Source organism: Dactylosporangium sp. CA-092794, assembly GCF_050948465.1.
Taxonomy (GTDB): Bacteria; Actinomycetota; Actinomycetes; order Mycobacteriales; family Micromonosporaceae; genus Dactylosporangium.
This window is the reverse complement of the sequence record NZ_CP192044.1, coordinates 7,187,321-7,213,460: the sequence shown is the minus strand read 5'-3', so window position 1 is coordinate 7,213,460 and position 26,140 is coordinate 7,187,321. Positions and strand designations below refer to the sequence as shown.

General features: G+C 72.6%; 22 protein-coding genes. 8 read left to right on the top strand and 14 right to left on the bottom strand.

Going from position 1 to position 26,140, the window contains the following annotated elements; translation table 11 throughout:
* Nucleotides 1-107: 107 nt before the first annotated feature.
* Complete coding sequence (locus ACQPXD_RS30790) at nucleotides 108-1,289, bottom strand: cytochrome P450 family protein (protein ID WP_432824818.1); 1,182 nt, start codon at nucleotides 1,287-1,289, stop codon at nucleotides 108-110.
* A 368-nt stretch (nucleotides 1,290-1,657) separates the two neighbouring features.
* Between ACQPXD_RS30790 and ACQPXD_RS30785 the strand changes: the two genes are divergently transcribed.
* The gene (locus tag ACQPXD_RS30785) at nucleotides 1,658-2,557 is read left to right on the top strand and encodes a Ppx/GppA phosphatase family protein (RefSeq protein WP_432844018.1); all 900 of its coding nucleotides are present in this window, start codon (nucleotides 1,658-1,660) and stop codon (nucleotides 2,555-2,557) included.
* Nucleotides 2,558-2,621: 64 nt separating this feature from the next.
* Here ACQPXD_RS30785 and ACQPXD_RS30780 read toward each other — a convergent pair whose 3' ends face one another.
* The 6 genes from ACQPXD_RS30780 to ACQPXD_RS30755 form a co-directional block, all read right to left on the bottom strand.
* Nucleotides 2,622-2,840 (bottom strand): hypothetical protein, encoded by a 219-nt coding sequence (locus ACQPXD_RS30780; protein ID WP_432824817.1) that lies wholly within the window; start codon nucleotides 2,838-2,840, stop codon nucleotides 2,622-2,624.
* A 31-nt stretch (nucleotides 2,841-2,871) separates the two neighbouring features.
* The gene (locus ACQPXD_RS30775; RefSeq protein ID WP_432824816.1) at nucleotides 2,872-3,693 is read right to left on the bottom strand and encodes an SAM-dependent methyltransferase; all 822 of its coding nucleotides are present in this window, start codon (nucleotides 3,691-3,693) and stop codon (nucleotides 2,872-2,874) included.
* A gap of 52 nt (nucleotides 3,694-3,745) precedes the next feature.
* Nucleotides 3,746-6,163 (bottom strand): SpoIIE family protein phosphatase, encoded by a 2,418-nt coding sequence (locus ACQPXD_RS30770; protein WP_432824815.1) that lies wholly within the window; start codon nucleotides 6,161-6,163, stop codon nucleotides 3,746-3,748.
* Nucleotides 6,164-6,235: 72 nt separating this feature from the next.
* Nucleotides 6,236-6,928, bottom strand: coding sequence for an FhaA domain-containing protein (locus ACQPXD_RS30765; protein WP_432824814.1), 693 nt, complete (start codon nucleotides 6,926-6,928; stop codon nucleotides 6,236-6,238).
* Between the two features lie 126 nt (nucleotides 6,929-7,054).
* Nucleotides 7,055-8,221 carry an LCP family protein gene (locus ACQPXD_RS30760; protein ID WP_432824813.1) on the bottom strand — a complete coding sequence of 389 codons (1,167 nt, stop codon included), beginning with the start codon at nucleotides 8,219-8,221 and terminating at the stop codon, nucleotides 7,055-7,057.
* A 106-nt stretch (nucleotides 8,222-8,327) separates the two neighbouring features.
* Nucleotides 8,328-8,630, bottom strand: coding sequence for a hypothetical protein (locus ACQPXD_RS30755; protein ID WP_432824812.1), 303 nt, complete (start codon nucleotides 8,628-8,630; stop codon nucleotides 8,328-8,330).
* A 165-nt stretch (nucleotides 8,631-8,795) separates the two neighbouring features.
* On the opposite strand from ACQPXD_RS30755, the gene ACQPXD_RS30750 reads away from it, so the two are divergent.
* The 4 genes from ACQPXD_RS30750 to ACQPXD_RS30735 all read left to right on the top strand — a co-directional run bounded on the left by ACQPXD_RS30750 (nucleotide 8,796) and on the right by ACQPXD_RS30735 (nucleotide 14,050).
* On the top strand, nucleotides 8,796-10,991 hold the full coding sequence (locus ACQPXD_RS30750) for an ATP-binding protein (protein WP_432824811.1): 2,196 nt from the start codon (nucleotides 8,796-8,798) through the stop codon (nucleotides 10,989-10,991).
* A 76-nt stretch (nucleotides 10,992-11,067) separates the two neighbouring features.
* Nucleotides 11,068-11,547 (top strand): CAP domain-containing protein, encoded by a 480-nt coding sequence (locus ACQPXD_RS30745; RefSeq protein WP_432824810.1) that lies wholly within the window; start codon nucleotides 11,068-11,070, stop codon nucleotides 11,545-11,547.
* Between the two features lie 233 nt (nucleotides 11,548-11,780).
* Nucleotides 11,781-13,076: a glutamate-cysteine ligase family protein gene (locus ACQPXD_RS30740; protein ID WP_432824809.1), complete on the top strand. Its 1,296-nt coding sequence runs from the start codon at nucleotides 11,781-11,783 to the stop codon at nucleotides 13,074-13,076.
* 35 nt (nucleotides 13,077-13,111) lie between these two features.
* The gene (locus ACQPXD_RS30735) at nucleotides 13,112-14,050 is read left to right on the top strand and encodes a ribose-phosphate diphosphokinase (protein WP_432824808.1); all 939 of its coding nucleotides are present in this window, start codon (nucleotides 13,112-13,114) and stop codon (nucleotides 14,048-14,050) included.
* Nucleotides 14,051-14,534: 484 nt separating this feature from the next.
* On the opposite strand, the gene ACQPXD_RS30730 is transcribed toward ACQPXD_RS30735, so the two are convergent.
* Both ACQPXD_RS30730 and ACQPXD_RS30725 read right to left on the bottom strand, forming a co-directional pair.
* Nucleotides 14,535-16,496 carry an elongation factor G gene (locus ACQPXD_RS30730; RefSeq protein ID WP_432824807.1) on the bottom strand — a complete coding sequence of 654 codons (1,962 nt, stop codon included), beginning with the start codon at nucleotides 16,494-16,496 and terminating at the stop codon, nucleotides 14,535-14,537.
* 940 nt (nucleotides 16,497-17,436) lie between these two features.
* The gene (locus tag ACQPXD_RS30725; protein WP_432824806.1) at nucleotides 17,437-17,997 is read right to left on the bottom strand and encodes a class I SAM-dependent methyltransferase; all 561 of its coding nucleotides are present in this window, start codon (nucleotides 17,995-17,997) and stop codon (nucleotides 17,437-17,439) included.
* A 135-nt stretch (nucleotides 17,998-18,132) separates the two neighbouring features.
* Between ACQPXD_RS30725 and ACQPXD_RS30720 the strand changes: the two genes are divergently transcribed.
* Nucleotides 18,133-20,010, top strand: coding sequence for a ricin-type beta-trefoil lectin domain protein (locus ACQPXD_RS30720; protein WP_432824805.1), 1,878 nt, complete (start codon nucleotides 18,133-18,135; stop codon nucleotides 20,008-20,010).
* A gap of 51 nt (nucleotides 20,011-20,061) precedes the next feature.
* Here the strand turns inward: ACQPXD_RS30720 and ACQPXD_RS30715 are convergent, their stop codons facing one another.
* The 4 genes from ACQPXD_RS30715 to ACQPXD_RS30700 all read right to left on the bottom strand — a co-directional run bounded on the left by ACQPXD_RS30715 (nucleotide 20,062) and on the right by ACQPXD_RS30700 (nucleotide 23,606).
* Nucleotides 20,062-20,511: a flagellar basal body-associated FliL family protein gene (locus ACQPXD_RS30715; RefSeq protein ID WP_432824804.1), complete on the bottom strand. Its 450-nt coding sequence runs from the start codon at nucleotides 20,509-20,511 to the stop codon at nucleotides 20,062-20,064.
* Nucleotides 20,512-20,529: 18 nt separating this feature from the next.
* Nucleotides 20,530-21,429, bottom strand: coding sequence for a flagellar motor protein MotB (locus ACQPXD_RS30710; RefSeq protein WP_432824803.1), 900 nt, complete (start codon nucleotides 21,427-21,429; stop codon nucleotides 20,530-20,532).
* A 215-nt stretch (nucleotides 21,430-21,644) separates the two neighbouring features.
* On the bottom strand, nucleotides 21,645-22,946 hold the full coding sequence (locus tag ACQPXD_RS30705) for an MFS transporter (RefSeq protein ID WP_432824802.1): 1,302 nt from the start codon (nucleotides 22,944-22,946) through the stop codon (nucleotides 21,645-21,647).
* Between the two features lie 21 nt (nucleotides 22,947-22,967).
* Complete coding sequence (locus tag ACQPXD_RS30700) at nucleotides 22,968-23,606, bottom strand: TetR family transcriptional regulator (protein WP_432824801.1); 639 nt, start codon at nucleotides 23,604-23,606, stop codon at nucleotides 22,968-22,970.
* 422 nt (nucleotides 23,607-24,028) lie between these two features.
* On the opposite strand from ACQPXD_RS30700, the gene ACQPXD_RS30695 reads away from it, so the two are divergent.
* A complete protein-coding gene (locus tag ACQPXD_RS30695) occupies nucleotides 24,029-24,778 on the top strand; it encodes an aminoglycoside adenylyltransferase domain-containing protein (protein WP_432824800.1) in 750 nt (249 codons plus the stop codon).
* Nucleotides 24,779-25,098: 320 nt separating this feature from the next.
* Entirely contained in the window at nucleotides 25,099-25,770 is a 672-nt protein-coding gene (locus tag ACQPXD_RS30690) for an NADPH-dependent F420 reductase (protein ID WP_432824799.1), read from the top strand.
* A 92-nt stretch (nucleotides 25,771-25,862) separates the two neighbouring features.
* Here ACQPXD_RS30690 and ACQPXD_RS30685 read toward each other — a convergent pair whose 3' ends face one another.
* A complete protein-coding gene (locus tag ACQPXD_RS30685; protein WP_432824798.1) occupies nucleotides 25,863-26,075 on the bottom strand; it encodes a hypothetical protein in 213 nt (70 codons plus the stop codon).
* Between the last annotated feature and the right edge of the window lie 65 nt (nucleotides 26,076-26,140).

Genomic DNA, 26,140 nt, shown 5'->3' with positions numbered 1-26,140 from the left:
GCCGAGGCGGAAAGCGGGCGCCGGCGGACTGTGAACCGGCGGGCCGAGGCGGAAAGCGGGCGTCCGCGGACCGTGAACCGGCGGGCCGAGGTGGAGAACGGGTCCGGCTACAGGAGCACCGGCAGCGCTGTGGGGCCGTGAATGAGGGTGCCTGGGCGCCAGGTCAATTCCTCGGGCGGCACCGCCAGCCGCATTTTCGGGAATGCCGCCAGCAGGTCGGTGAACGCGATGAGCGCCTCCAGCCGGGCGAGCGGCGCGCCGAGGCAGTAATGGATGCCGTACCCGAAAGCGAGGTGCTGGTTGTCCGGGCGGTCCAATTCGAAACTGTCCGGGGACGGGAAGCGGTCCGGGTCGCGGTCGGCGGACAGCAAGGAGATGGCGACCATCGCGCCGGCGGGAACGGTGACGCCGCCGTAGGTGACCGGCTCGGTGGCGGTGCGTGACGTAGCCGTTTCGACGGGGCTTTCCATGCGCAGGAACTCCTCGACAGCGGCCGGGATCAGCGCCGGGTCCTCGCGCAGCCGCCGGTGTGCGTCGGGCTGGGTGAGCAGCGTGTACATGCCGTTGCCGATCAGGTTCACCGTCGTCTCGTGACCGGCGAGCAGCAGCAGGAACGCCATCGACGTGAGCTCGTCCTCGCTGAGCCGGTCGCCCTCGTCACGCGTGGCGATCAGCGCGCTGAGCAGGTCGTCGGCGGGTGAGGTGCGTTTGCGGGCGATGAGCTGCAGGAGGTAGCCGACGAATGCGGCGGACGCCTCGGCGATCCCCGCACCGCTGACCGTTGCCGACACCATCACCGACGTCCAGCGGCGGAAGTCCGTCTGATCCTGCACGGGCACGCCGAGCAATTCGCAGATGACCTGAATTGGAAGGTGTACCGCATAATCCTCGACCAGGTTCGCGGTGTCCTGCTCGCGCAGCGGCGCGATGAGCGCGGCGCTGAGGCCCTGGACTCTCGGCCGCAGTGCCTCGACCCGCCGGGTGGTGAACGCCTTCGACACGAGCCGGCGCAGCCGGGTGTGGTCCGGCGGGTCGTTGGCCAGTAAGTGCCTGGTCAGCGGGTTGCGCACGGCCGCGTCGAGCTTCCGCGCGTTGTCGCCGGCGCCCTGGCGCTTCGACAGCCGCGGATCGGCGAGCGCCGCTTTGCAGTCGGTGTATCGCGTGACCAGCCAGATCTCGATGCCGTTGGGCAGTGTCACCGGGTGCACCGGCGCCTCCTGCCGCAGCGCGGCATACACGGGGTGGGGGTTGTTCCAGAATTCCTGCGTGAACAGCGGCTGCGACGTCACGGATCAACCGTAGCCAATTGCGGTTGCGCCGGGAATCGGCATTACCGGTTTGCGTGACAACGTGGGTGCCCCGGCCGGCGGCCGGGCCGAGACCGGCCGTCCCATTTGCGGTTGCGCCGGGAATCGGCATTACCGGTTTGCGCGACAACGGGCGTGCCCGGGCCGGCGGCCGGCAGCCGGGCCGCGGCCAGCCGTCCAACAATCACGAAAAATCGTGATATAGGCGAAAAGTCCGGCGGCGGAGCCGCCGGACTTTTCGGACTTATCGGATACGTGTAGAAAGGGGAAAACTGTTTGGAAAGCGACAACACGGGTAACCGGCCGCGCGCATCAACTAATGTGGAGTTTTTTGCGTGAGGAGGTACACCGTGTTGCTGGCCGTGCTGGACGTCGGGTCCAATTCCGCGCACCTGCAGATCGTGCAGGCGCGCCCCCGCAAGCCGCCGCTGCCGGTGTTCCGCCTCAAGGCTCCCACGCTGCTGGCCGAGTCCGTCACCGCCGACGGGGCGCTGACCGCCGACGGCGTCGAGCGGGTCGTGTCCGCGGTCGCCAGCACCGTCGCCGCCTCGCGCCGGCATCCCGTGGCCGACCTGATCCCGCTGGCCACCGCCACGATCCGGGACGCCACCAACAACGCGGAGATCCGCCGCCGGGTCCGCGAGGCGACCGGGGTCGAACTGCATTCCCTCAGCGGCGAGGACGAGGCCCGCGTCACGTACCATGCGGTGCGCCGCTGGCTGGCCCGGCCCGAGCGGCTGCTGCTGCTCGACATCGGCGGCATGTCCATGGAGATCGCGGCCGGTGCCGGCGACGAGCCCGGCCTCGCCGTGTCGCTGCCGCTCGGCGCGGGCAGCCTGACCCGTCGCTTCCTGCCGAAGCACCCGGCCGGGCGGGCGGCCGTGGAGCGGGTCCGCCGGCACGTGTTGGCGATGCTGGGGCCCGTCGCCGCCGACCTGGCCCGCGGGCCGCGGCCGGAGCGGATCGTCGGTACCTCGAAGACGTTCAAACAACTGGCCCGCCTCACCGGCGAGCGGGACCGGCTCACCCGCCGTGAGCTGCGCCGCTGGGTGCCGCGGCTGGCCGAGATGACCCCGCGGCAGCGGGCGAAGCTGCCCGGCGTCGCCCCGGCCCGCGCCCGCCAGCTGCTGGCCGGCGCGGTGACCGCGGAGACCGTGATGGAGGCCCTGGACCTGCGCGCCCTGGACGTCTGCCCCTGGGCACTGCGCGAGGGCCTCCTGCTGCGCCGGTACCACGAGCTCCGCGGTTGACCAAGCGCTTGTTCAACCCACCGTAAACCACCGAGCGCTGATCAATAAAACCGACCAGAAGCGATCAGCCGCGCTGGGTGGCGTTGCGGGGCAGGTGGAGCTTGTCGTCGGAGCTGATCCGGCGGTCGAACGGCAGCGCCGGATCGTCCGGCTCCCCACCCAGCCCGTACGGCGTGTGGATGCCCTGCGCCGAGCCGTTGGCCTTGTCCTCTTCGTCGATGCGCGACGCCCCGTCGCCTCCCGGCGTCCCGGTCGTGCCCATCGTGGCGTTCTCATCCTTCATACGAATGGGATTACCCATCCGCCGCCGGATCTCACCGCTTGTAGGCGACCGCGCCCCACACCGCGACCTGATCGAACGTGGGCCGCGGCTCCGGCTCGCCGGCCGACCGCCACTCGGCGACCGAGACGATGCCGGGCTCGAGCAGCTCCAGGCCGCCGACGAACTGCGCGAACTCGGCCCGGTCGCGCAGCTTGCCCGGCCCGTGCCGGCCGGCCTGGATCTGGGCGGTCAGCTCGGGCGCGAGGCCGTCGGTGGTGGCGTGGGAGAACACCAGGTAGCTGCCGGGGGCGAGCGCGTCGACGAGCCGCCGCACGATGCCGTGCGCGTCGTCCTCGTCGGGCAGGAAGTGCACGACCGCCACCAGGATCAGCGCCACCGGCTTGGACAGGTCGACGGTGGAGCGCAGCGCCGGGTCGGCGAGGATGCGCTCGGGCTCGCGCAGGTCGGCGTCGACGTAGGCGGTGGCGCCCTCCGGCGAGCTGGTCAGCAGCGCCCGGGCGTGGGCGAGCACGATCGGGTCGTTGTCGACGTAGACGACCCGCGACTCGGGGGCGACGCCCTGCACGATCTCGTGCACGTTGGGGCTGGTCGGGATGCCGGTGCCGATGTCGAGGAACTGCCGGATGCCGTGGTCGCGGACCAGGTCCCGCACGGCCCGGCGCAGGAACGCCCGGTTCTCGACCACGGCGGTGCGGATGTGCGGGAACGCGGCGGCGATCGCGTCGCCCGACTCGCGGTCGGCGGCGAAGTTGTCCTTGCCGCCCAGCCAGTAGTCGTACCGCCGGGCGGGGTGTGCGACCGTCGTGTCGACCCGCTCGGTCCAGTCCGATGCTCCGCTCACCGCAGTCTCCATCCGTGTCGCACCGCAGGACCCGCATCCTAGTGGGGGCCACCGGCGGGCGCCGTCAGGGGCGGGCGAGTTCGAACCAGACCTCCTTGCCGCCGGCCGGGTTGGGGATGCTGCCCCAGGCGGCGGCGACGGTGGCGACGATGAGCAGGCCGCGGCCGTTCTCGCTGTCGGCGCCGGCCGGGCGGGGGCTCGGCGGGCGCTCGCTGCGGTCGGCCACCGACACGCGCAGCCGGGCGGGGGCGAGCTCGAGGCGGACCACGACCGCGCCGACGGTGTGCTGGATGGCGTTGGTGATGACCTCGTCGAGCAGCAGCAGGGTGTCGTCGACCAGGCGGCGCTCGCCCCAGGCGGTGAGGATGTCGGCGGCGAAGCGGCGGGCCGCGGACGCGCTGACCGCGTCGCCGCGGAAGCGCCGCTGCGCCGACGGGTGGGCGGTGGCGGGCGGCTCGGGGCGCGGGTCGACGGCGAGGCAGACCAGGGCCACGTCGTCGCTGCGCGGGCGCGGGCCGACGCCGGCGGTCAGCACGTGGTCGAGCATCCGGTTCGGGTCCGTGGACGGGGCGGCCCGCACGGCGTCGCACAGGTCGGCCAGGCCGTCGTCGAGGTGGTAGCGGCGGTCCTCGACCAGGCCGTCGGTGTAGAGCAGCACGTTGGCCCCGCCGGGCACCAGGAAGGTGGTCTCGTTGAAGCGCACGTCGGCGCTGACGCCCAGCGGCGGGCCGGCGCGCAGCGCGAGCGTGCCCGTGTCGGCGGCGGTGCGCAGGACCGGGGGCGGGTGCCCGGCCAGGACCGCGGTCGCGGTGCCCTCGGCCAGGTGCAGCTCCAGGTAGCAGCAGGTGGCCACGGCGTCGGGCTGCAGGTCCAGCAGCAGCCGGTTGACCCGCTGCATGACCACGGCGGGGCTGTGCCGCTCGGCGGCGTAGGCGCGCAGCGCGTTGCGGACCTGGCCCATGATGGCGGCGGCGGTGGCGTTGTGCCCGACCACGTCGCCGATGACGATCGCGACCACGTCGCCGCCGAGCGGGATCACGTCGTACCAGTCGCCGCCGACGTCGGCGCCGTGCGTCCAGGGCAGGTAGCGGGCGGCGTGGCGCAGGCCGGCGACCTCGGGCAGCTCGGCCGGCAGCAGGGCGCGCTGCAGCTCGCCGGCGATGGAGGCCTGCGCCTCGAACAGCAGCGCGCGCTGCATCGCCTGGGCGCACACGGCGGCGAACGCGCCGAGGTTGGCCCGCTCGTCGTCGTCGAACTCGCGGGGCGCGCCGTAGCCGATGACGAGCGTGCCGAGCACGTCGCCGGCCACCGCCAGGGGCAGGAACGCCCACGCCTGGCGGCCGCCGGACGGGATCGGGTCGCCGGGGCCGCCGGCCTGGACCGCGGCGAACTCGGCCGGGCTGCTCAGGAAGCGGGCCCGGCCGGTGCGCGCCACGTCCGTCGCCGGATATGCATGCGTCAGGGGTACCGTGCTGAGCCGCTCGACCGTCTGCGGGTCGTAGCCGGCGTGGTAGTGCAGGACGAGCTGGGCGTCGCGGCGCAGCAGCAGCGCCAGCCCCTGCCCGCCGGCGGACGGGCGCAGCACCGAGCCGATGGCCGCGGAGACGTCGGCGGCGGTGCTGGCCGCCACCAGCGCCGAGGTGACCGCGAGCAGCGCCGCGTTGCGCTCCACGGCCCGGCGCGCCTGCGCGGTGCTGTGCTCCAGCCGCTCCTGCTGGCGCACCTGCGCGGCCACGTCGCGGAACGACACGGCCACCGCGTCGTCGCCGGCCCGGGCGGCGCTGACCTCCCAGACCTGGCCGAGCTGCGGGTACCGCAGCCGCTCCCGCCACGGCCGGCCGGTCTCGGCCACGCCCACCCAGCGCTCCAGCAGGCCCCGGGCGCCGCCGGACCCGGCCAGCTCGCTCCACCGCCGGCCGATGGTGTCCTCGACCGAGCGGCCGGTGAGCACGGCGCCGGGCCGGTTGACGTACTCGCACACGAAGTCGGTCACCGCGCCGTCCGCGCCGCGCACGGCGCGCAGCAGCGTGAACCCGTCGAACCCGGCGTCGAGCACGTCGTAGAGCCGGGTGCCGCCGGCCGACTGCGGCCCGAGCCGCACGGAGCGCAGGTCGACGAAGCGGACCGCGAACCCGTCGCCGCTGGGCCCGATGCACAGCTCGAAGTGCCCGGTGAGGCCGGGCCGGTCGTAGTAGACGGTGCGGGTCACCGGCTCGCGGCCGTCGACGACCTTGCGGTACAGCGGCAGCGTGGCCTCGTTGACCGTGTCCGGCCACATCGCCCGGTAGCGCCGGCCGAGCAGCTGCTCGCGGGGCCGCTCGAGGTAGCCGGCGCCGGCGTCGTTGAGGTACAGCAGCTCGAAGTCCTCGATCTCGCCGGTCGCGCCAGAGCGCACCGCGCGGGCGAACGCCCAGCCCTGCGGGTCGGCGTCGAGCATCGCCAGCACGTCGGCGGAAGGCAGCACGTCCGGCCTGTCGACCATGCCGCCATCATCCCGCACGGCCCGGACCCCCGCACACGGCCGAGCCGCGGTCCCCGTGCCCGGCGCTCGGGTTCAGACCCGGAACGACAGGCGGGTGGTGCCGATCGTGATCTCGTCGCCGGGGTGCAGGATGACGGTGTCGACGCGCCGGCCGTTGACCATGGAGCCGTTGGCCGAGCCGAGGTCGGTGAACACGGCGCGGTTGCCGTCGTACTCCACCCGGGCGTGCTGGCGGGACGCGCCCACGTCGGCGAGGCGCAGCGACGCCTGCTCGCCGCGGCCGATGATGGTGGCGCCCTGGGCCAGCGGGTAGTTCTGGCCGTCCGCGGTGACCAGGCGCACGCCGGTGCCCTCGCCCGGCGCGACCTGGCCCCCGGTGTACACCTGGGCGAGGACCCGGAACAGGCCCGTCTCCAGGTCGTCGCCGCGCGTGATCTCCACGACGATGTCGCCGTAGACCGCCCAGCCCTGCTCGCCGACGTACTCGGCCTGCGACTGGGCCAGCTCCTGTGCCAGCGCGGCGGCGAACGGGGCCAGCCGGGAATGGTCGGCCGGGGCGAGGGCGATGATGTACCGGTTGGGGACGAGAATCCGGCCGCCGGTCATCTGCGTCTGGTTCGCGTTGGCCTCGCCCTGCATCGCGTTGAGGACCTCGACCGGGTGCACGACGCCCTTGAACACCTTCGCGAAGGTGCCCTCGACCATGCCCTCGAGCCGTTTCTCGAACCGCTGCAGCGCGCCCAACTCGTCCCCCTCGCCAAACATCCGCGCGGACACCCGTCCGTACCGAATCCGCACGGACTGTGTATCACGGTAGCCAGTGCGCCGCAGTCGTGAGCGCGACGCGCGGCTACCCCGTGATCCACGTCATCGTCATGACATCGGCGCCGGTCAGCGGCCCCCTTGCGTCGGCGTGGAGGCGGGCGTCGCCGCGTCGTTGGCGATCATCTCCGGGTGCTGCGCGACGAACGCGGCGACCGTGTCGTCGCTGAACGACTTGAGCAGGTCCTGCGCGTTCTGGTCGAGGGACTCGAACGACTGGCCGTTGACGGTCTGGGCGTTGTACTGGCCGTTGTTGGTGCGCAGCGTGACCATCCCGTCGGGATTGATGCCCTTGAGCGTGAAGATCCAGTCGGCGAGCGAGACCTTGTTGTTGTAGAACGACACCGCCTTGCCGACCTCGCCGAGCATCTGATTGACCTTGATCGGGTTGCTGATCACGCCGGTGCTCGTCGCCTTCTTCAGCATCGCCTTGATGAACTGCTGCTGGTGGCGCTGGCGGCCGTAGTCGCCGTCGTTGTTCGCCAGCTTGTCGCGCTGGCGGACGTAGTCCAGGGCCTCCCAGGCGGCGAAGTCGCGGCAGCCGACCTTGTACACCTGCGGCCGCATGTTCGGCTTCAGCGTCGTCGGGATGCCGTCGGCGTTGAAGTTGTACGGCACGCCCTCGACGTTGGTCTTCGTGTTCCAGCCGGTGTGGATCGACGTGGTCTCCTCGTCGACGCACATGTGCACGCCGCCGAGCGCCTTGACCAGGCCGCTGAACCCGTCGAAGTTGACGATCGCGGCCCCGTTGAACTTCATGCCGCCGGCCAGGGCGCTGACCGTCTCGGCGAGCAGGGCCAGCCCGCCGTCGCGGCCGCCGCCGTTCTGGTAGCCGAACTGGAACGCCGCGTTGATCTTGTCCGTGCCCCCGTTGTACTTCGTCGCCTTGTTCGCCGGGATGTGCACCCGCGTGTCACGCGGGATCGACATCATGTAGACCGCGTCGTGGGACGCGGGCACATGGGCGATGATGATCGAGTCGGAGCGGGCACCCATGGCCTCGTTGTTGACCCGCTCATCGATGCCGACGAGGAGCAGGGTGATCGGCCCGTCGATGGTTGCGCCCGCCGCCGCCGCGTCACCGAGGCCGCCCTCGTGCGTGATCTGGTCGCCGTAGTGATTCAGCAACAGATTGCCACCGACGAGTATGCCTCCGCTGATGAGCAGCAGCAGCGCCCCGAAGATCAGGGACAACCGGGCCCACAGGGGGTCTTTCTTCCCGCGCTTCTTCGCCATACCACTCCCCGACGCAACTGTCCCTCGGCGCGCCACAATATCCCCCCGATATGTGCGGCGACGTTTCGTCCCTGAAGACGGATACGGGCCAGCCATAGGTTGCAGCTCAGATCGGGCTGTCGCGATACGCGCGAACCTCCCAGGTGCCGTCGTCGCGGCGCAGCCAGCCGTCGATCTCGCCGCCGAGTTCGGCGAACATCATCACGCGGTCGTAGAGCCAGTCGGCGAAGTCGTCCTGCTCCTGCTCGGCCAGGCCGGTGCGGACCGCGGCACCGAAGGTGATCAGGCCCGTGCCCTCCAGCGGCGAGGCGCCCAGGACGCCGACGACCGCCTCGTCGTCGGGGGCGAGGTCGTCGCGCTCCTCGACCTCGAGGTAGCCGCCGTCGGGCATCTCGACCAGGAACGCCACGGCTTACTCCCAGGGCACGCTCAGCTTGGGGGCTGGGGACTGCGTTGCCCACGCTACCCGGGCACCCGCCGCCGCCGTCCGCCGCGACGCGCCGCTCCCGACTGTGTGCCATATGGCAGGCGTCCAGATGGACGATGGGCGGATCGCGGCCGGTACAGTCGCCGGATGGAACCCGCGGCGAGCGTGACGCTGCCCGCGCCGCTCACCTCGCTGGTCGGCCGGGACGCCGAGGTGCGCACCGCCGCCCGGCTGCTGCGGCCGGGCGGCGGCCGGCTCCTGTCGCTCGTCGGCGCGGCCGGCAGCGGCAAGACCCGGGTGGCGATCGCGGTCGGCGCGGCCGCGGGCGGGGCCGTGCGGTTCGCGGACCTCGCCACGCTGGGGCCGGCGCAGGAGCCGGCCGGGTTCGTCCTCGACGCGCTCGGCGTGGCCCGCCGCCCGGACCTGGGCGAGCTCGACGCGCTGCTGGAGACCCTGCGGGCCCCGGACGCCGCCGGGGCGCCGCTGCTGATCCTCGACAACTGCGAGCACGTCGCGGCCGGGGTGGCCGGGCTGGCGGCGCGGCTGCTCGCGGTACACCCCGAAATCAGGCTCCTGGTGACCAGCCGTCAGCCGCTCGGGCTGCCCGACGAGACGGTGCTGCCGGTCGCGCCGCTGGACGGGGACACGGCGCTGCGGCTGTTCGAGACCCGGATGTTCGAGCGCACCGGACGGCCGCTGCCGCCGGAGCACCGGGCCGCCGCGGCGGCGATCTGCGCGGCCCTGGACGGGCTGCCGCTCGCGGTGGAGCTGGCCGCGGCCCGGGCCGCGCTGCTGTCCGTGCCGGAGGTGCACCGGCTGCTCGCCGACCGCTTCCGGGTCCTCGCCGACGCGAAGGCGGCCGGCCCCGAGCACCATCGCACGCTGCGGGCCGCGCTGGACTGGAGCTACCAGCTGCTGTCGCCGGACAAGCAGGCCCTGCTGCGCCAGCTGGCGGTGTTCCAGGGCGGCTGGAGCCCGGCCGCGGCGGCGATCCTGCCCGCGTTCCGGCCCGGGCTGGTCGAGGCGCTCGCCGAGCGGTCCCTGGTGAGCACGCCCGAGCGGTACCGCCGCCGGATGCTGCAGACCGTCGCCGCCTATGCCGCCGCGCGCCTCGCCGAACACCCCGGGGAAGCCGAGGCCGCCCGCGACGCGCACGCCGCCTTCTACCTCGACCTGGCCGAGCGGGCGGCGGCCGGGGTCCGCGGCCCGCGGCAGCGGGACTGGCTGCGCACGCTCGCCCTGGAGCAGGACAACCTGCGCGCCGCCCTGGACCGTCTGGCCGCCCGGCCGGGCAGCGGCGACGACGCGGAGCTGCGCCTGGCCGCCGCGATGGCCCCCTTCCAGCATTTCACCGGGGGGTACTCCCAGGGCCGCGACTGGCTGGCCGACGCGCTCCAGCGGCGCCCCGACGCCGCGCCCGCGGCCCGCGCCGCCGCGTCCTCGGCCGCCGCCGACCTGGCCCTGCTGGCCTGCGACTACCCGGCCGCGGCGGGGCTCGCCCGGCGCGCGCTCGACCTCACCGGCGCCGAGCCGGCGGCGCGGGCCCGGCTGTTCATGCTGCTGGGCAGCGTCGAGCGGGAACGGGCTCGCTACGGGCCGTCACGCGCCCACCTCGAGCAGGCGCGGGAGCTCTACCGCGCGGCCGGCGACGCCTGGGGCGAGGGCCGGGCCGCGCAGCTGGCCGGCGCCACCGCCTGGCTGTCCGGGGACCTCGACGCCGCCGACGAGCTGCTCGCCGCCAGCCGGGCCGCGCTGCGGGAGCACACCGACGCCGAGTCTGCGGCGTCGGCGGTGGTCCACCTCGGCGCGCTGGCGCACTACCGGGGCGACCAGGCCGCCGCCCGGCGGCACCTGGTGGAGGCCCTGGACCGGTTCACCGAGCTGGCCTTCCCGGAGGGCGTCGGCTGGGCGCAGGACCTGCTCGGCCGGGTGGAGCTGGCCGAGGACCGGCTGGCGGCGGCGGCCGAGCGGCTGCGAGCGAGCCTGGCGGTGCACCGCCGGGTCGGCGACACGTGGCGCGCCGCCAGCGTGCTGGAGGCCCTCGCCGAGTGCCGTCGCCGCTTCGGCGATCCGGCCCATGCCGTCGCGCTGCTGGGAGCCGCCGATGTGGTACGGCGGGAGATCGGCGCCCCGACCCCGGCCTGCGAGCGGCCGCTGCGCGCCGCCACCGACGCCGCCCTGCGCGCCGTGCTGCCCGCGGCCGGTTACGAGCGGGCGTACCGCTTCGGCGCCCGCACCCCGGTCGAGGAGCTGCTCACCCTCAGGAGTGAACTTCCACGGCCCGGCCGGGCCCCGGACGGCGCCCGGCTGAGCGCCGTAGCGCATCCCGGCGGCAAAAGCTGACTTTTGCCCAGATCCGGGACGTACAACAGCGCCGGTCCGTAGTTTCAGCCCATCTGCCCTACTTCGTGGAGGTGAGATGGGATTCCGGAGAGGTGTCGCCGTAGCCCTCGTCGCGGGCGTCGTCGCGGCGGGCGCCGCGATCCAGGCCGGGCCGGCGTTCGCCGCCGACAGCGGCCTGGTCCGCGGGGTCGTCGCCATCACCAACAGCGTGCGCGCGCGGGCCGGCTGCGGGCCGGTCACCCAGAGTGCGCGGCTGAGCTACGCGGCCTGGCTGCACTCGCGGGACATGGCCGGCCGCGGCTACTTCTCGCACGGCTCGCCCGGCGGCGGCTCGCCCGGCAGCCGGGTCCGCGCCGCCGGGTACCGCTGGTCGGCCTACGGCGAGAACATCGCCTGGGGTCAGCACGACGCGCGCACCGTCATGAACGCGTGGATGAACAGCCCCGGCCACCGCGCCAACATCCTCAACTGCCGGTTCCGCAACATCGGCGTCGCGGTGGCCTACGACGGGCGTGGCGTGCCCTTCTGGACCCAGGATTTCGCCAGCCCCTGGTAAGCGTCCTTTGACGTTTCCGCGCTGTGTTTATCCAGCCCGTTCCCATCCAGAGTTCATCGCGCGTTGTCCTGCACCACTGGACATATCGCCCCGATGACCTCCTAATTGAGTGCACCTCGACCGGCACCCCCGCCGCCGGCCGGGCCCGCCGTCACACCCGCGAACTGAACGATCACTTTTGTCTCTCGCAACACCGCCCTGGGTAGCTTGCACCCTTCTTCCGGGAGGCCGCCGTGAACGACACGACACCCGCCAACCTCCTCCTCACCGAAACCACCGCCGCCGCGTACGTCGCCGCCGCCGGGTTCCGGGTCGGCCCCGTCGGCCGGGTCGGGGTGGAGCTGGAGTATTGCGTGCGCGACCCCCGCAAACCGCTGCACCGGCCGGCCCCGGCCCGGCTGCTCGGCCTGCTGGCGCACCTGGGCAACCCGCTGCCGGGCGGCAGCGGCGTGACGATCGAGCCGGGCGGGCAGCTGGAGCTGTCCAGCGCCGTCGGCGCGTCCATGACGGAGTGCATGCTCGCGCTCGCCGCCGACCTGGCCCTGGTCCGGTCCGAGCTGGCCGAGCACGGCCTCTACCTGGACGGCACCGGCCTGGACACCGCCCGCCGGCCACGGCTGGTGACCGACCACCCCCGCTACGTGGCCCTGGCCGAGTACCACGACCGGGCCGGCGCGCGGGGCCGGACCGTGATGACCAACTCCGCGTCGATCCAGGTCTGTCTCGACGCCGGCACCGACGAGCACGCGTCCGAGGCCGACGAGTGGTCGCACTTCGCCCGGCGCTGGTGGCTCGCCGACGCCATCGGCCCGGTGATGATGGCGGCGTTCGCGAACTCGCCGTACGTCACGAAGTCCGGCCGCCGCTGGGCCTCCTACCGGCAGGGCCTGCGCTTCGCCACCGACAGCACCCGCACCCGCGCCCCGCGGCGCAGCGCCGACCCGCGCGCCGCCTGGGCCCGCTACGCCCTCGCCGCCAAGGTGGCCATGGTCGCCCCCGCCGAGGACGACCCGGACCCGGCCGGCCGCTGGCTGGTCCCGACCGGCCTGACCATGCGCGACTGGCTGCGCGGCCACGGCCCCCGCCCGGTCACTCTCAGTGACCTGGAGCGCCATCTCGGCACCCTGGTCCCGCCGGTGCGCCCCCGCGGCTACCTCGAGCTGCGGATGATCGACCAGCAGGCCGGTGACGACTGGGTCGTGCCGGTCGCGGTCGTCACCGCGCTGCTGGACGACCCGGAGGGCGCGCAGGCCGCCGCCGACGCCACCGAGCACCTGCGCTCCCCGCTGCGCCGGCACCGCGACTGGCTGGCCGCCGCCCGCGACGGCCTGACCGACCCGGCCCTGGCCGCGGCCGCCCTGGCCTGCTTCACCGCCGCCCAGTCGGTGCTGGCCCGCCGCGGCGCGCCGCTGCCGGTCCGCGACGCGGTGGCCGGGTTCCTCGACCGGTACGTCCGGCGGGGCCGTTGCCCGGCCGACGACGCGCCGCAGCAGCGGGACCGCCGGCTGGGTGTGGTATCAACGGGATGACCCACCCCCGTCCCCGCCCCGGAGGAGTCTTTCCCGTGCGTGACATCGCCGTGTTCAGTGGCAGCGCGCACCCCGCGCTCGCGGAGGAGATCTGCGCGCAGCTCGAGGTGCCACTGCTGCCCGTGCGGGTGGACCGCTTCGCCAACGACTGCCTCGAGGTGCAGCTGCAGGCCAACTGCCGCGAGCGGGACGTGTTCCTGATCCAGCCGCTCGTCCCGCCGGTGCAGGAGCACCTCGTCGAGCTCCTGCTCATGCTCGACGCGGCCCGCGGCGCCTCGGCCGCGCGCACCACCGTGGTCATGTCGCACTACGCCTACGCCCGCTCCGACAAGAAGGACGAGCCGCGCATCTCGATCGGCGGCCGGCTGGTCGCCGACCTGCTCACCGCGGCCGGCGCCAGCCGGGTCCTCACGCTCACGCTGCACTCGCCGCAGGTCCACGGGTTCTTCTCGGTGCCCGTGGACCACCTGCACGCGCTGCGCGAGCTGGCCGGGCATTTCCGCGGCCACGACGTCTCCAACAGCGTGGTCGTCTCGCCCGATCTGGGCAACGCGAAGCCGGCCTCGGCGTTCGCCCGGATGTTGTCGGTACCGGTGGCCGCCGGCGCCAAGCAGCGCTTCTCCGACGACCGCGTGGTGATCAGCACGGTCATCGGCGACATCGAGGGCCGCGACGTCATCGTGCTCGACGACGAGATCGCCCGCGGCAGCACCGTGTTCGAGCTGATCGACCGGCTGCGCGAGCGCAACGTGGCGAGCATCCGGGTCGCCTGCACCCACGGCCTGTTCACCGGCGACGCACTGCGGCGCCTGCAGGACCAGCCGGACGTGCTGGAGATCGTGTGCACCAACAGCGTGCCGCTGCCGAAGGACAAGTGGGTGCCGAAGCTGCGGGTGCTGTCCATCGCCCCGGCCATGGCCGAGGCGCTGCGCCGCATCCACAACGGCGAGTCGGTCAGCTCGCTGTTCCACTGACCCGCGCGGTCCGGTCCTCCCAGCCGATTTCGGGTGGACGCCATTATCGACATACGTTATTGCGATAAATGCGGCACCGTCCGTGATCGATCGTTCGCCGAGCGTCGGCTCACTCGCGGTTACCGCATTGAGCAATTGCCGGTATTCGCCAATGCGCGAGGCGACACACGGTGCCTGTCCGGTTACCCGACCCGTGTGCGAGCCGAGGCCCGGGCGTGGCCAACCGACCCGGCCGGGGGAGTGCCGGGTCGGTTGGCCGCCTCCTGCTAGCCGGCTCGTCGGGCCCGGAGCGGGCCGGGTGGCGCCCGGGGTGTGCGGTGCCCCGCCAGTGCGGTGCCCCGCCAGTGCGGTGCGGTGCCCCGGCGGTGCGGTGCCCCGGCGGTGCGGTGCCCCGGCGGTGCGGTGCCCCGGCGGTGCGGTGCGGTGCGGCGGCGGTGCGGTGCCCCGGGGTGTGCACGCCCCGGGGTGTGCTGTGCCCGGTTGGTTACCGGGTCAGCGCGTTCGCCGGGGCGGGGGCGTAGCCGGCCGGGCGGGTCGTGAAGGTGCCGCGGCCCTGGGTTCGGCTGCGCAGGCGGGTCGCGTAGCCGAACAGCTCGGCCAGGGGGACCTCCGCGGTGACGACGACCGTGCCGGCGTGCGTGGTCGAGCCGGTGACCCGGCCGCGGCGCGCGGACAGGTCGCCGAGGACGCCGCCGACCAGTTCCTCGGGGACGGTGACGGTGGCCTCCACGATCGGCTCCAGGAGTACCATCTCCGACTCGGCGAACGCCTGCCGGAGGGCTTCCCGGGCGGCCAGGCGGAAGGCCAGTTCCGACGAGTCCTTCTCGTGCATCCTGCCGTCCGTGAGGGTCACCCGCACGCCCGTGACCGGGTAGCCGGCGATCGGGCCCGCGGCGAGCGCGTCGCGGCTGCCGGACTCGACCGCCTCGACGAACTCCTTGCGCACCCGGCCGCCGACCACCGTCGACTCGAAAACGAAGTCCTCGCTCGACGGTGCCACGTCGATGGTCACGTGGGCGTACATCCCGGCGCCGCCGCGCTGGTGCACATAGCGGTAGAGCAGGCCGGAGACGCCGCGCGCCACGGTCTCGCGATAGGCGACCTGGGGGCGGCCGACGGTGACCGCCAGACCGTTGCTGGTCTGCCGCATCTTCTCCACCGCGACCTCCAGGTGCAGTTCGCCCATGCCGCTGAGCACCGTCTGGCCGGTCTCGGCGTCGGTGTCGACGACCAGCGACGGGTCCTCTTCGACCAGCCGGGCCAGCGCGACCGCCAGCCGGCCGGTGTCGGCCCGGGTCCGGGCCTCGATCGCCACCGAGACGACCGGGGTCGTCCGGGACGGCGGTTCGAGGACCAGCGGGTGCTGCGGGTCGCACAGCGTCTCGCCGGTGCGGGCGTGCTTGAGCCCGATCACCGCGACGATGTCGCCCGCGACCGCCCGCGGCACGTCGGTGTGCCGGTCGGCCTGGACGTGCAGGATCCGCGAGACGCGCTCGGTAGTAGCCTCGTTCGGCTCGAGAACCTCCATGCCCTTGCGCAGCGTCCCGGAGTACACCCGCAGATAGGTCAACCGGCCCGTCGGCGCGGCGTGCACCTTGAAGACGAGCCCGGCGAACGGCGCGTCCGGGTCGGCCGGCCGCCGCTCGTCGGCGCCCCGCCATTCGCCGCGGACCGCGGGGACGTCGAGCGGCGAGGGCAGGTAGGCCACCACCGCGTCGAGGAGCTCCGGGATGCCGATGTCGTGGTACGCGGAGCCGCACAGCACGACGACCGCGGCGCCGGACAGCGTCAGCTCGCGCAGCGCGCGGCGGAGCGTCTCGCGGGTCAGCGTGCCTGTCTCGACGTACTCCTCCAACGCCCCGGCGTGCAGCTCGGCCACCTGCTCGACCAGCGTTGCCGACATTTCCGAAATTTCGGTCAAATCGGTTACGCCGGAAAAGCCGGATTCGACGCCGACGGGTGCCTGCACCACGAGCGGCGTGACGTGCAGCCGGTCGCGGATCGAGGCCACCGCCCGCTCCAGGGAGGCGCCGGCCCGGTCGAGCTTGTTGACGAAGGCGATCCTGGGTACGCCGTACCGGTCCGCCTGGCGCCACACGGACTCGCTCTGCGGCTCCACGCCGGCGACGCCGTCGAACACGGCGACCGCCCCGTCGAGCACCCGCAGCGACCGCTCCACCTCGTCGGCGAAGTCGACGTGGCCGGGCGTGTCGATGAGGTTGACCCGGTGGCCGCGCCAGTCGACGCTGACCGCGGCGGCGAAGATGGTGATGCCCCGGTCGCGCTCCTGCGCGTCGAAGTCCGTGACGGTGGTACCGTCGTGCACCTCGCCCTGCTTGTAGGTCGCGCCGGTGGCGAACAGGATCCGTTCGGTGGTCGTGGTCTTGCCCGCGTCCACGTGGGCCAGGATGCCGATGTTTCGGACGCGGTCGAGGTCGGTGCGCACTGTTGCCCCTTCATGGGCTCGTCACTTGGACCGGACAGCGCGATTTCGCCCCGCGGGGCCGCTGGTCAGCCGCGCGCGGGACGCCCCAGTGCCGCCGCGCGAGCGGGCACCGGGAGCCAGCGGGACACGCGGATCACCTCGTGCTGCGAGCGGGGAACCACGACGACGGTGCGATATTGCACGGCCGGCTCCCTCCACTCGACAACCCCGACAACGCAAACCTTAGCGCTTGCGGGCAACCATTTATTCCAACCATGCGGGTGATCGGTGCATAACCGAAATGTCGGATATGTCCGTCGCGGAGCGGCGGACATATCCGGTGGCGGCTACAGGCATCCGCCGGCGTGCGCTTATGGCGGCTACAGGCGCTCACATCCGCCGGCGTGGGTATGACCTTGGCGTGTCCGCCACGGACCGGCGCCGGCACGGCTGTGATGCGCCGGGTGCGGTCCGGGGGTGGCTGGCCCGTGGCTGCCGTGCTTCCGCCCGCGCCCGGCACCGCCGACCGACATGCCCGCCGGCGACCAAGCGGCGTCCGGCCTGCGTTTGCCAATGCCCCGCGATGGGTGCGATCGGCGATCACGTCCCACCGTCGGACGGTGTGCGGCGCAGCGACCGGAAGTCTCCGCGATCATGCGCAACCCGGCGTCGACACCAACGGTTTTTCATGATCACGGAGCGCTGATGTACCCCCGTCTACCGAAAGTCTCCGGGATCATGAAAAACCGTGCTGCGGTCACCGCGGACGTCATGATCGCGGAGACTTTCATCCGGCCTGGCCGCGCGGATCGCAGGTTGCGCCCGCCCCGCCGTGTGGGTCGGCGTCCAGCCTGCGATGGCCGCCGGCGGCAGCCTGATCATCAACTGGCACGATCAGGGCGCGGGCCGGGGCCGGCGCGTCGATCACGTGAAGACCGCGGTGCCGTCGGCTGCGGGCGGGTCACGCGGCCACCGCGCGGAAGCGGAGCCGGTTGTCCAGTGTGGACACGCGCACGTCGGTGAAGCCGGCCCGCTCCAGGCGCTCCGGCAGCGTCGCCGGGTCGACCGGCACCATGATGTCGCCGACGTGCAGCAGGCGGAAGCGCGGGGTCGGCAGGCTGTCGCTGCCGGCGAACACCCCGCCGGGCGCCAGCACCCGCCGTGCCTCGGCGAGCAGCCGGTCCTGCTGCGAGGCCGAGGGCACGTGGTGCAGCATCGTGAAGCACACCACCGAGTCGAAGGCGGCGTCCGGCAGCGGCATCGCGGCGCCGTCGCCCTCCACGACGGTCACGTTGCCGGGGCCGTCGCGGCGCAGGCGCTCCGCCAGCTTCGGGTTCACCTCGACCACCGTCATCGCGTCGGTACTGCGGGCCAGCACCCGGGTCGTCGCCCCGAACCCGGGCCCGATCTCCAGCAGCCGCGCGCCGAGCGGCACGTCCTGCAGCGCCCACGGCAGGAGCCGCCGCTCGACCGTCTCGAACCATTTGCCGGACTTGCACAGCCGGTTGTGCAGCACGTTCATGCCCAGACGCTAATCAATCGCCGCCGCGGCGGTCCATGGCGGGGGCCGAACGTATCTGTTAGGAACATTGACAGATGTATAGCGACCAGGCTTAATACAAGTCCCGAAGTTAAGCCCCCCGCCAGGAGGCGTGCAATGGTCCCAACCCGGCCGTTGTCTGCACTGCTCGTGGCGGCCACTGCGGCCGCCCTGCTCACATCCGCCCAGCTCCCGGCCTCGGCCGCGGCCACCGCCGTCCAGGTCTACTGGAGCTCCGAGTCCCGCACCGCCGGCTACGAACCCAAGAACGGCAACTGGTACACCAACCCGGCCACCGGCCTCGCCGGCACCCCCTACCAGCTGTCCCGCCAGGCCGACCTGCCGATCGGCGCGGCGAGTGGCAGCGCCACGATCAGCGTCGACACGAACACGCGGTACCAGAGCATCCTCGGCGTCGGATCGTCGCTCGAGGAATCCACCGTGTACAACCTCTCCCGGATGAGCGCCGCGGGACGCGACCGCGCCCTGCGCACGCTCGTCGACCCCGCCGCCGGGGCCGGCTTCAACGTCATCCGGATCACGTTCGGCACCAGCGACTTCACGTCGCACGACTTCTACACCTACGACGACGGCGCGGCCGACCCGTCGCTGTCGCGCTTCTCCATCCAGCGCGACCTCGACTACAACATCATCGCCGTGCTCAAGCAGGCGCTCGCGATCAACCCGAACATCAAGATCTTCGCCAGCGCCTGGTCGGCCCCGCCCTGGATGAAGACCAGCAACGCCATCATCGGCGGCAGCCTCAACAGCACCTACATCCCGACGCTGGCCACCTACTACCGGCGGGCGATCCAGGCGTACGCCGCGCAGGGCATCCCTATCTACGCCCTCACGCTGCAGAACGAGCCGCTGTTCTCCCCGCCGGACTATCCCGGCATGCTGGTGAGCGCCGACCAGGAGCGGCAGCTCGCCAAGGCGCTGCGGACCGAGCTCAACGGCAACGCGCTCGGTACCGTCAAGATCTGGGCCTTCGACCACAACTTCAGCGACGGCGTGTCGTATGCCCAGGGCGTGCTCGGCACCGCGAGCGCCCACAGCGACGCCTACGGCTCGGTCGACGGCGTCGCCTTCCACGACTACGGCGGTGACCCGACGGCGATGGCCCAGGTGAAGGCCAACTACCCGGACAAGGACGTGCTCATGACCGAGCGTTCCGTCTGGGGTACTTCGGGCGCCGACCGCATCGTGCAGTACTTCCGCAACTCGGCGACCCTCTACGAGGGCTGGGTCAGCATGCTGGACCAGAACCGGGCGCCCGAGCGGTGGTCGGGCTCCCCGGACCCGACGATGCTGGTGCAGAGCCCGGCGAACCGCGACACCTACTGGGCGCTGCCCGACTACTACCTGATCGCCCAGTTCTCCAAGTTCGTGCAGCCGGGCGCCCGGCGGGTGGCGACCGGCTACGGCTCGACCTGGACGGTCACCAACGTGGCCTTCCTCAACCCGGACGGCACGCTGGTCACGGTCGTGGTCAACCAGACCTCGGCCAGCCAGGCGTTCACCCTGCGGGTCGGCTCCCAGCAGGTGTCGAGCACCCTGCCCGCCAAGACCGCCGGCACGTACCTGTGGGCGGGTGCGGACAGCGGCACGCCGACGGCCCGCACCGGCCAGATCGTCGGCTACGGCGCCAAGTGCGTCGACGTCGCCGGCGCGAACCCGGCCAACGGGACCAAGGTGCAGCTGTACACCTGCAACGGCAGCGCGGCGCAGCAGTGGACGGTCGGCACCGACGGCACCGTGCGGGCGCTCGGCAAGTGCCTGGACGTGGCCGGGGCCAACTCGGCGAACGGGACGAAGGCGCAGCTCTACGACTGCAACGGGACGGCGGCGCAGCAGTGGGCCGCCGGTACCGACGGCAGCCTGACGGCCCTCGGCAAGTGCCTGGACGCCACCGGCCCCAGCTCCGCCGACGGCACCCAGCTGCAGATCTGGTCCTGCACCGGGGCGGCCAACCAGCGCTGGACCCTGCCATAGCACACCGCAAGGGCGCCGCGGTGTCCCCGCGGCGCCCTTGCCGGCCGTGCCCTACTGGATCACGAAGGTCGTGAAGTAGATGTCCATGACCTGCTGCTTCTTGCCGACCGTGTAGGCCTTGACGACCTTGCCGACCAGATCCTGCTTGGTCCGGTCCCGCTCGGCGTTGCTCATCAGCTCGTCCATCTTGCGGCCGCTGTACTCCTCGATCGCGATGTCGAGGGCCTTACTGCCGTCCGGGGCCTCGGCGACCTCGGTGGTGGCCTGCAGGGTCATCTTCAGCTTGAGGTAGTGCCCGTCGGCGAGGTTGATGGTGATCGCGTCCAGCGGTGCGACCACGCCCGGCTTCGGGGCCGGCTCGGCGGTCGCCTTTTTCGGTGCGAACATCAGGTAACCGCCGATGCCGCCGCCGACCAGGGCGACCAGCGCGATGGCGACGATCATGATGAGCTTCTTGCGGCCGCCCTTGGTGGGCGTCTCCTCGGTGGTGGTCTTGGCCATGGCAGTGTGCCTCCCTCGTCAGTTGCTGGTGGTGGCCGAGGGCAGCAGCGCCCGGGTGTCGGCGGGAAGGTTGGACAGGACGATGATCTCGACGCGGCGGTTGCCGGTGGTGGCGCGGGGGTCGGTCGGCGGGTAGAGGGGCCGGGTGTCGGCGAAGCCGGCGGCCTGGAGGCGGGTTTCGCCGATGCTGGCGTCGGTGTGCAGGGCGCGGACGACGGCGGCGGCGCGGGCGGTGGACAGTTCCCAGCCGGAGGGGTAGGCGCCGGTGTCGCCGGGGAGCTGGTTGGTGTGGCCGTCGACCTCGATGGCGTTGGGGAGGGAGGTGATGGCGGGGCCGATGGCGTCGATGATGGTGCGGCCGGCGGGCAGGAGGGTGGCGTCGTTGCCGTTGAAGACGATGCTGGTGGTGACGACGGTGACGACGAGGCCGCGTTGGTCGATGCTGTACTGGACCTGGTCCTGCAGGCCCTTTTGGGTGAGCGCCGCGGTGATCTGGGCTTTGATCTGGTCGAAGTTCTTGACCTCGGCCTGGGCGGCGGCCTGGCGCTGGGAGGCTTGGGCGCGCTCGTTGGCGGCGATGGCGGCTTTGATGGCGGTGGCGTCGCTGGTGGTGCCGCCGAGGCCGGAGGCGAGGTCCATGGGGGAGTCGGCGTCGGCGGATTCCAGGAGGCTGGCGTCGCTGCCGTTGAAGGCGATGGTGGGGGCGCCGAAGCCGACGGCGAGGCCGTTCTTGAGCTCGGTGAACTTGCGCTGGTCGATCTGGGAGATGGCGAACAGGACGATGAACAGGACCATGAGCAGGGTCATCATGTCGGCGTAGGAGACCAGCCACCGCTCGTGGTTGTCGTGTTCGGCCTCCTCGTGCCCGCCCTTGTGCTTGGCGCGCGCGCCGGCCTTCACCGCGTGAGCACCGATCACGGCGGCCTCCTCCCCGGTTCCGCGGCCCGCCCCTTGTCGCGCCGTCGGAGTTCAGATCGGCCCGACCGGCGGACACACGAGTTGCGCGCCGGTGCAGCGCGGTAGCTACTGGGTTCGCACCGGACCCGCGCGGGGCCGAGGATGTCGTGCGCGGCCTCGGCGAGCGGCCGGCGGACCGGCGCGGCGGCCATGGTCGCGGCCCGGACGGATCGCGGTCAGCAGCAGGCGTCCGGCGGCGCGACCGGGACCGGGGCGGCGGCGTTCTCGGGCTTGGTCGGGGCGGGCGCGGGGTGGCCGCGGCGGGTGTAGAGGGCGGCCAGGCCGGTGCCGGCGCACAGCGCGGCGGAGCTCAGGGCCAGCGACCAGTGGACGCCGATGGCCTGGCCCAGGACGCCGACCGTGACGCCGCTGCCGGCGCGCAGGCCGTTGGCGGAGACGTTGTAGACGCCGACGACCCGGCCGCGTTCGGCCGGCGGGGCGAGGAGCTGGGTCATGGTCTGGCCGATGGACATCGAGGCGAGGCTGGCCACGCCGCCGATGAACAGCAGGATCACGGCGAGCGGATAGTTGCGGGTCAGCGCGAACAGCAGGCTGCTCGCGCCGTAGATCAGCGTGGTGACGACCGCGGCGCGCACGGTCGGGCGGATGCGGCCGGTCGCCTCCAGCAGGATGCCGCCGAGGACGCCGCCGGCGCCGGTGGCGAACAGCAGGACGCCGTAGATGTCGGTGCTGTCGCTGCCCAGGTCGCCGGCGAAGACGGGCATGGTGGCCTGCAGGGAGGTGCCGACGAAGAAGGACGCCAGGCCGGCCAGGATGATCATGCTGACCAGGGTGTGGTCGCCGGCGACGCGGCGCAGGACCTTGACCGAGTCGAAGAGGCCGACACGCTGGGCCTGGCCGGCGGCGTGGCGGGTGTGGCCGGTGAACCTGGTGCGGAACAGGAACAGGGTCAGCGGCAGGTAGAAGGCGATGTTGACGAAGATGCCGGCCGTCGGGCCCAGGTTGAGCAGCAGCACCGACCCGACCGCCGGGCCGAACAGGATGCCGAGGCTGCGGAAGGTGGCGTTGAGTCGTACCGCCGAGGGAAGCTCCTCGTCGCCGACGAAATCGTGCAGCATCAGCTGCTCGCCCGGGCCCCACAGCGAGCCGGCCATGCCGTGCAGCACGAGCAGCACGCACGCCTCCCAGATCCGCAGGGAGTCGGTGACGAACAGGATGCCCCACAGCAGCGAGACCGTCATGAACAGCAGCTGGGCGGCCTGGATGACCCGGCGGCAGTCGTAGCGGTCGGCGAGGCCGCCGAACCACACCGACAGCAGCAGGAACGGCACCCAGTGGCTGATCACCTGGAAGCCGGCCAGAGCCTCGGAATGGAACTTCTCCCACAGCACCCAGTAGGTGATCACGTGCTCGATGTTGTCGGCCATCATCGCGAGCGCCGCTCCGAACAGATACGGCCGGCAGTCGCGGTTGCGCAGCGCCGCGAACTTGCGGGCGGCCGGGGCGGCGACGGTCATGCGGGTAAGCCTGCCCGGTCCTTACCCTCCTGTCTCCCTCCGGCCGCTCGGAGTGATCGACGCCACCCGCGGTCCGCCGTCGCCCGGCGCAGGCGCCGCGGGGCCGCTCAGCACGGCGTCGACCTGCTGCTCCAGCCAGGCGGTGAGCTTGGCCCGGCTCCAGCCGCGCTGCTCGACGAGCAGCGCCACGGCGTGCCAGGTGACCAGCGCCCACAGCGTGTCGGTGGCCCGCCCGACGGTCAGCCCGGGCCGTAGCCGTCCCGCCTCGGCCGCCGCCCGCACCAGCCGCTTGACCTCGGCCCGCCGGTGCCGCTCGTGCCGCCGCCACGGCTCGCGCAGCACCGGCTCGGCGGCGGCGGCCTCCTCGAACGCCCGCAGCAGCGGATAGCGTCGCAGCAGCGCCTCCAGGGCGTCCTCCGTGCCGCCCGCCGCGGCGTCCCGCTCCACCGCGAGCAGCAGCAGGCCGGCCTTGTCGGCCACGCCGTACACCGACTTCGCCGCGACCCCGGCCTCCTCCGCGACGGCCGCCATGGCGGTCGCCGCATACCCGTGCCGCGCGAAGAGGCGCCCGGCGGCGTCCACGATCGCCTCCCGGGTGGCTGTGGCCTGCGCGACACGCCGGGGCGCGTGATATTCGCGACCACTGTTCAATGCAGCCATGCTCACCTCATTTCACCATGACTGTACCGAATGCAGAACCCGCATCAAGCTGGCACCACAAGCGTTCGCCGTTCACCGGAGAGATCCTCGACAGTCCATAGTGGATGATCGAAGACGGTCGGTGGGTTCGGTGCGATCTGCGCGAAACCCTTTGTTTACCGGGAGTTTGGTCGTAGTGTCTTGTCAGCCGCGCAAGCCTGGGAGGTGATGTGCCATGGCGAAGAAGTCCAAGAAGTCGAAGAAGGACAAGAAGGGCAAGAAGAAGTAGTCCTGCCCGGACGGTGGCCCGGGCCGGGAGAACCCGGCCCGGCACACCGCTCCCGGTGATCCACCGACCGCCCCGGGACCGCGACGGCGGCCCGCCGGCGGCGGAGTGGCTCGACCGGACTACAGGAGTGGCTCGACCGGACTACAACTGAGCGGTGAGCAATCTCGACGCCTACCTCGGCGCGGTCGTCGACCGGCTGCAGGGCATCCTCGGCGGGCGGCTCGTCGGCGTCTACCTGGCCGGGTCGCTCGCGTTCGACGCGTACGTTCCCGGCCGCAGCGATGTCGACCTCGTCGCCGTCGCCGACCGGCCGGCGGCCGAGGACATCGCCGCCGTGATCGCCTTGCTCTCGCACGAGGCGCTGCCGTGCCCCGCCACCGGACTCGAGCTCGTGCTCTACGACCGCGCGACGCTGGCGCGCCTGTCCACCGAGGCCGGGTTCGTGCTCAACCTCAACACCGGCGCCGAACTGCCCTTCAAGGCCGAGACCGACCCCGGCGACGGGCTCACGTTCTGGTACCCCATTGATCGCGACATGGTCCGCCAGCAGCGCCGCGCCCTGATCGGGCCGCCGTTCCCGGAGCTGGTCACCCGGGTCCGCTCCCGCGTGCTGCAGCCGGTCGTCGCCGAGTCGGTCGCCGTGCAGCTGGAGCACCTCGGCGAGCATGGCGACAACGCGGTGCTCAACGCCTGCCGGGCGTTACGCTGGCACGGCGAGCGCACGTGGTACCCGAAGCGGGCGGCCGCCGCCTGGGCGATCGAGCGCCTGCCGGCCGAGGCCGCCCTGATCGGCGCGGCCCTGGACAGCCACGCCGAGAGCCGGTCGGCCGGCCGCCGCGTCGACGCCGAGGCGGCCGGGGAGTTCCTCGCCCGTATCCACAGGCTGCTGCTCGGCGCCACCTGAATCCTGTGGATAACTTCGGCCCCACCCTGTGGACAACGCCGGGCACAACCACCCCTGCCTGCGCAATCGCTCCGCCGAGTTGTCCACAGGCGGACCCACAGCCGGGTCCACAGGGCGCTCACCCGCGCGACCGCGGAGTCGTAGGCGACGTCGGCACCGCGGGCGAGGGCCACGCCGCCGAGACCGGCTGTGCGCGAACGCGGTCCCGCACCGGGCCGCGTCACCCGGACTACCTACCGGGCAGTGACTTTCGCGCGTCGTGATCGAGATAGCACGTTCGGGGGGAAATGCGGCCGGGCCTCCGAGAGTTGGCTGTTGACATGACAACAGTTGGTTTCATCGGCAGCGGGTCGATCGGCGGCACGGTGGCGCGGCTCGCGGTGAGCGCCGGCTACGACGTGGTGCTGAGCAACTCCCGCGGGCCGGAGACGTTGGCCGAGGTCGTCGCCGAGCTGGGGGCGCACGCCCGCGCCGAGACCTCGGCCGGGGCCGCCGCCGCGGCCGACGAGATCGTGGTGGTGAGCGTGCCCTTCCACGCCTTCAATCAGCTGCCGGTCGAGCAGCTCGCCGGCAAGGTGGTCCTGGACACGAACAACTACTACGCGCAGCGCGACGGGCACTTCGCCGAGCTGGACGAGGGCCGGCTGACCAGCGCGGAGCTGGAGCAGCGGCACCTGGGCACGGCCAGGCTGGTGAAGGTGTTCAACAACATCTTCTTCAAGCACCTCGGCTCCCTGCCACGCCCGGCCGGCGCGGCCGACCGCACCGCGCTGACCATCGCCGGCGACGACGCCGAGGCCAAGGCGGCCGCGACGGCGTTCCTCGACGCGATCGGCTACGACGCGGTGGACGTGGGGCCGCTCGCCGAGAGCTGGCGGGTCGAGCCGGGCCAGCCCGCCTACGGCCCGCCCTACGGCACCTTCGACGACCCGGTCGGCACCCCGGCCAGCGCCGACCGGCTCCGCGCCGCGGTGGCCGAGGCCAAGCGCTGACTTCCTGCGGAGGCTGCGTTTTCGCGGAGGCTGCGGCCCTCCCCTCGGGGAGGGCCGCCGTCACCGCTGCTGGCCGCCGGCCGGCTCCGCGGTCACCCGTAGTCGTCGGCCTCCGGGTTCCAGCGCAACTGCACTGCGCCGCGCCGCCGCCGGCGCGGTGCATGAGCGATGGCCGGCGCCTGATCGTGGTTGATGTCAGGCATCAGGCGCGTCGATGGCCGCCGGTGGTGCACGGCGGGTCGGGCGAACATCCGTTCGCTGCGGCCGGCGCGGATGTATCTCTCCGTGATCATGGTTCCTGCCACGGCCGCACCGCGGGTTCGCCATGATCCCGGAGACTTGTGGTACACGGGTGTACATCGCCGCTCCG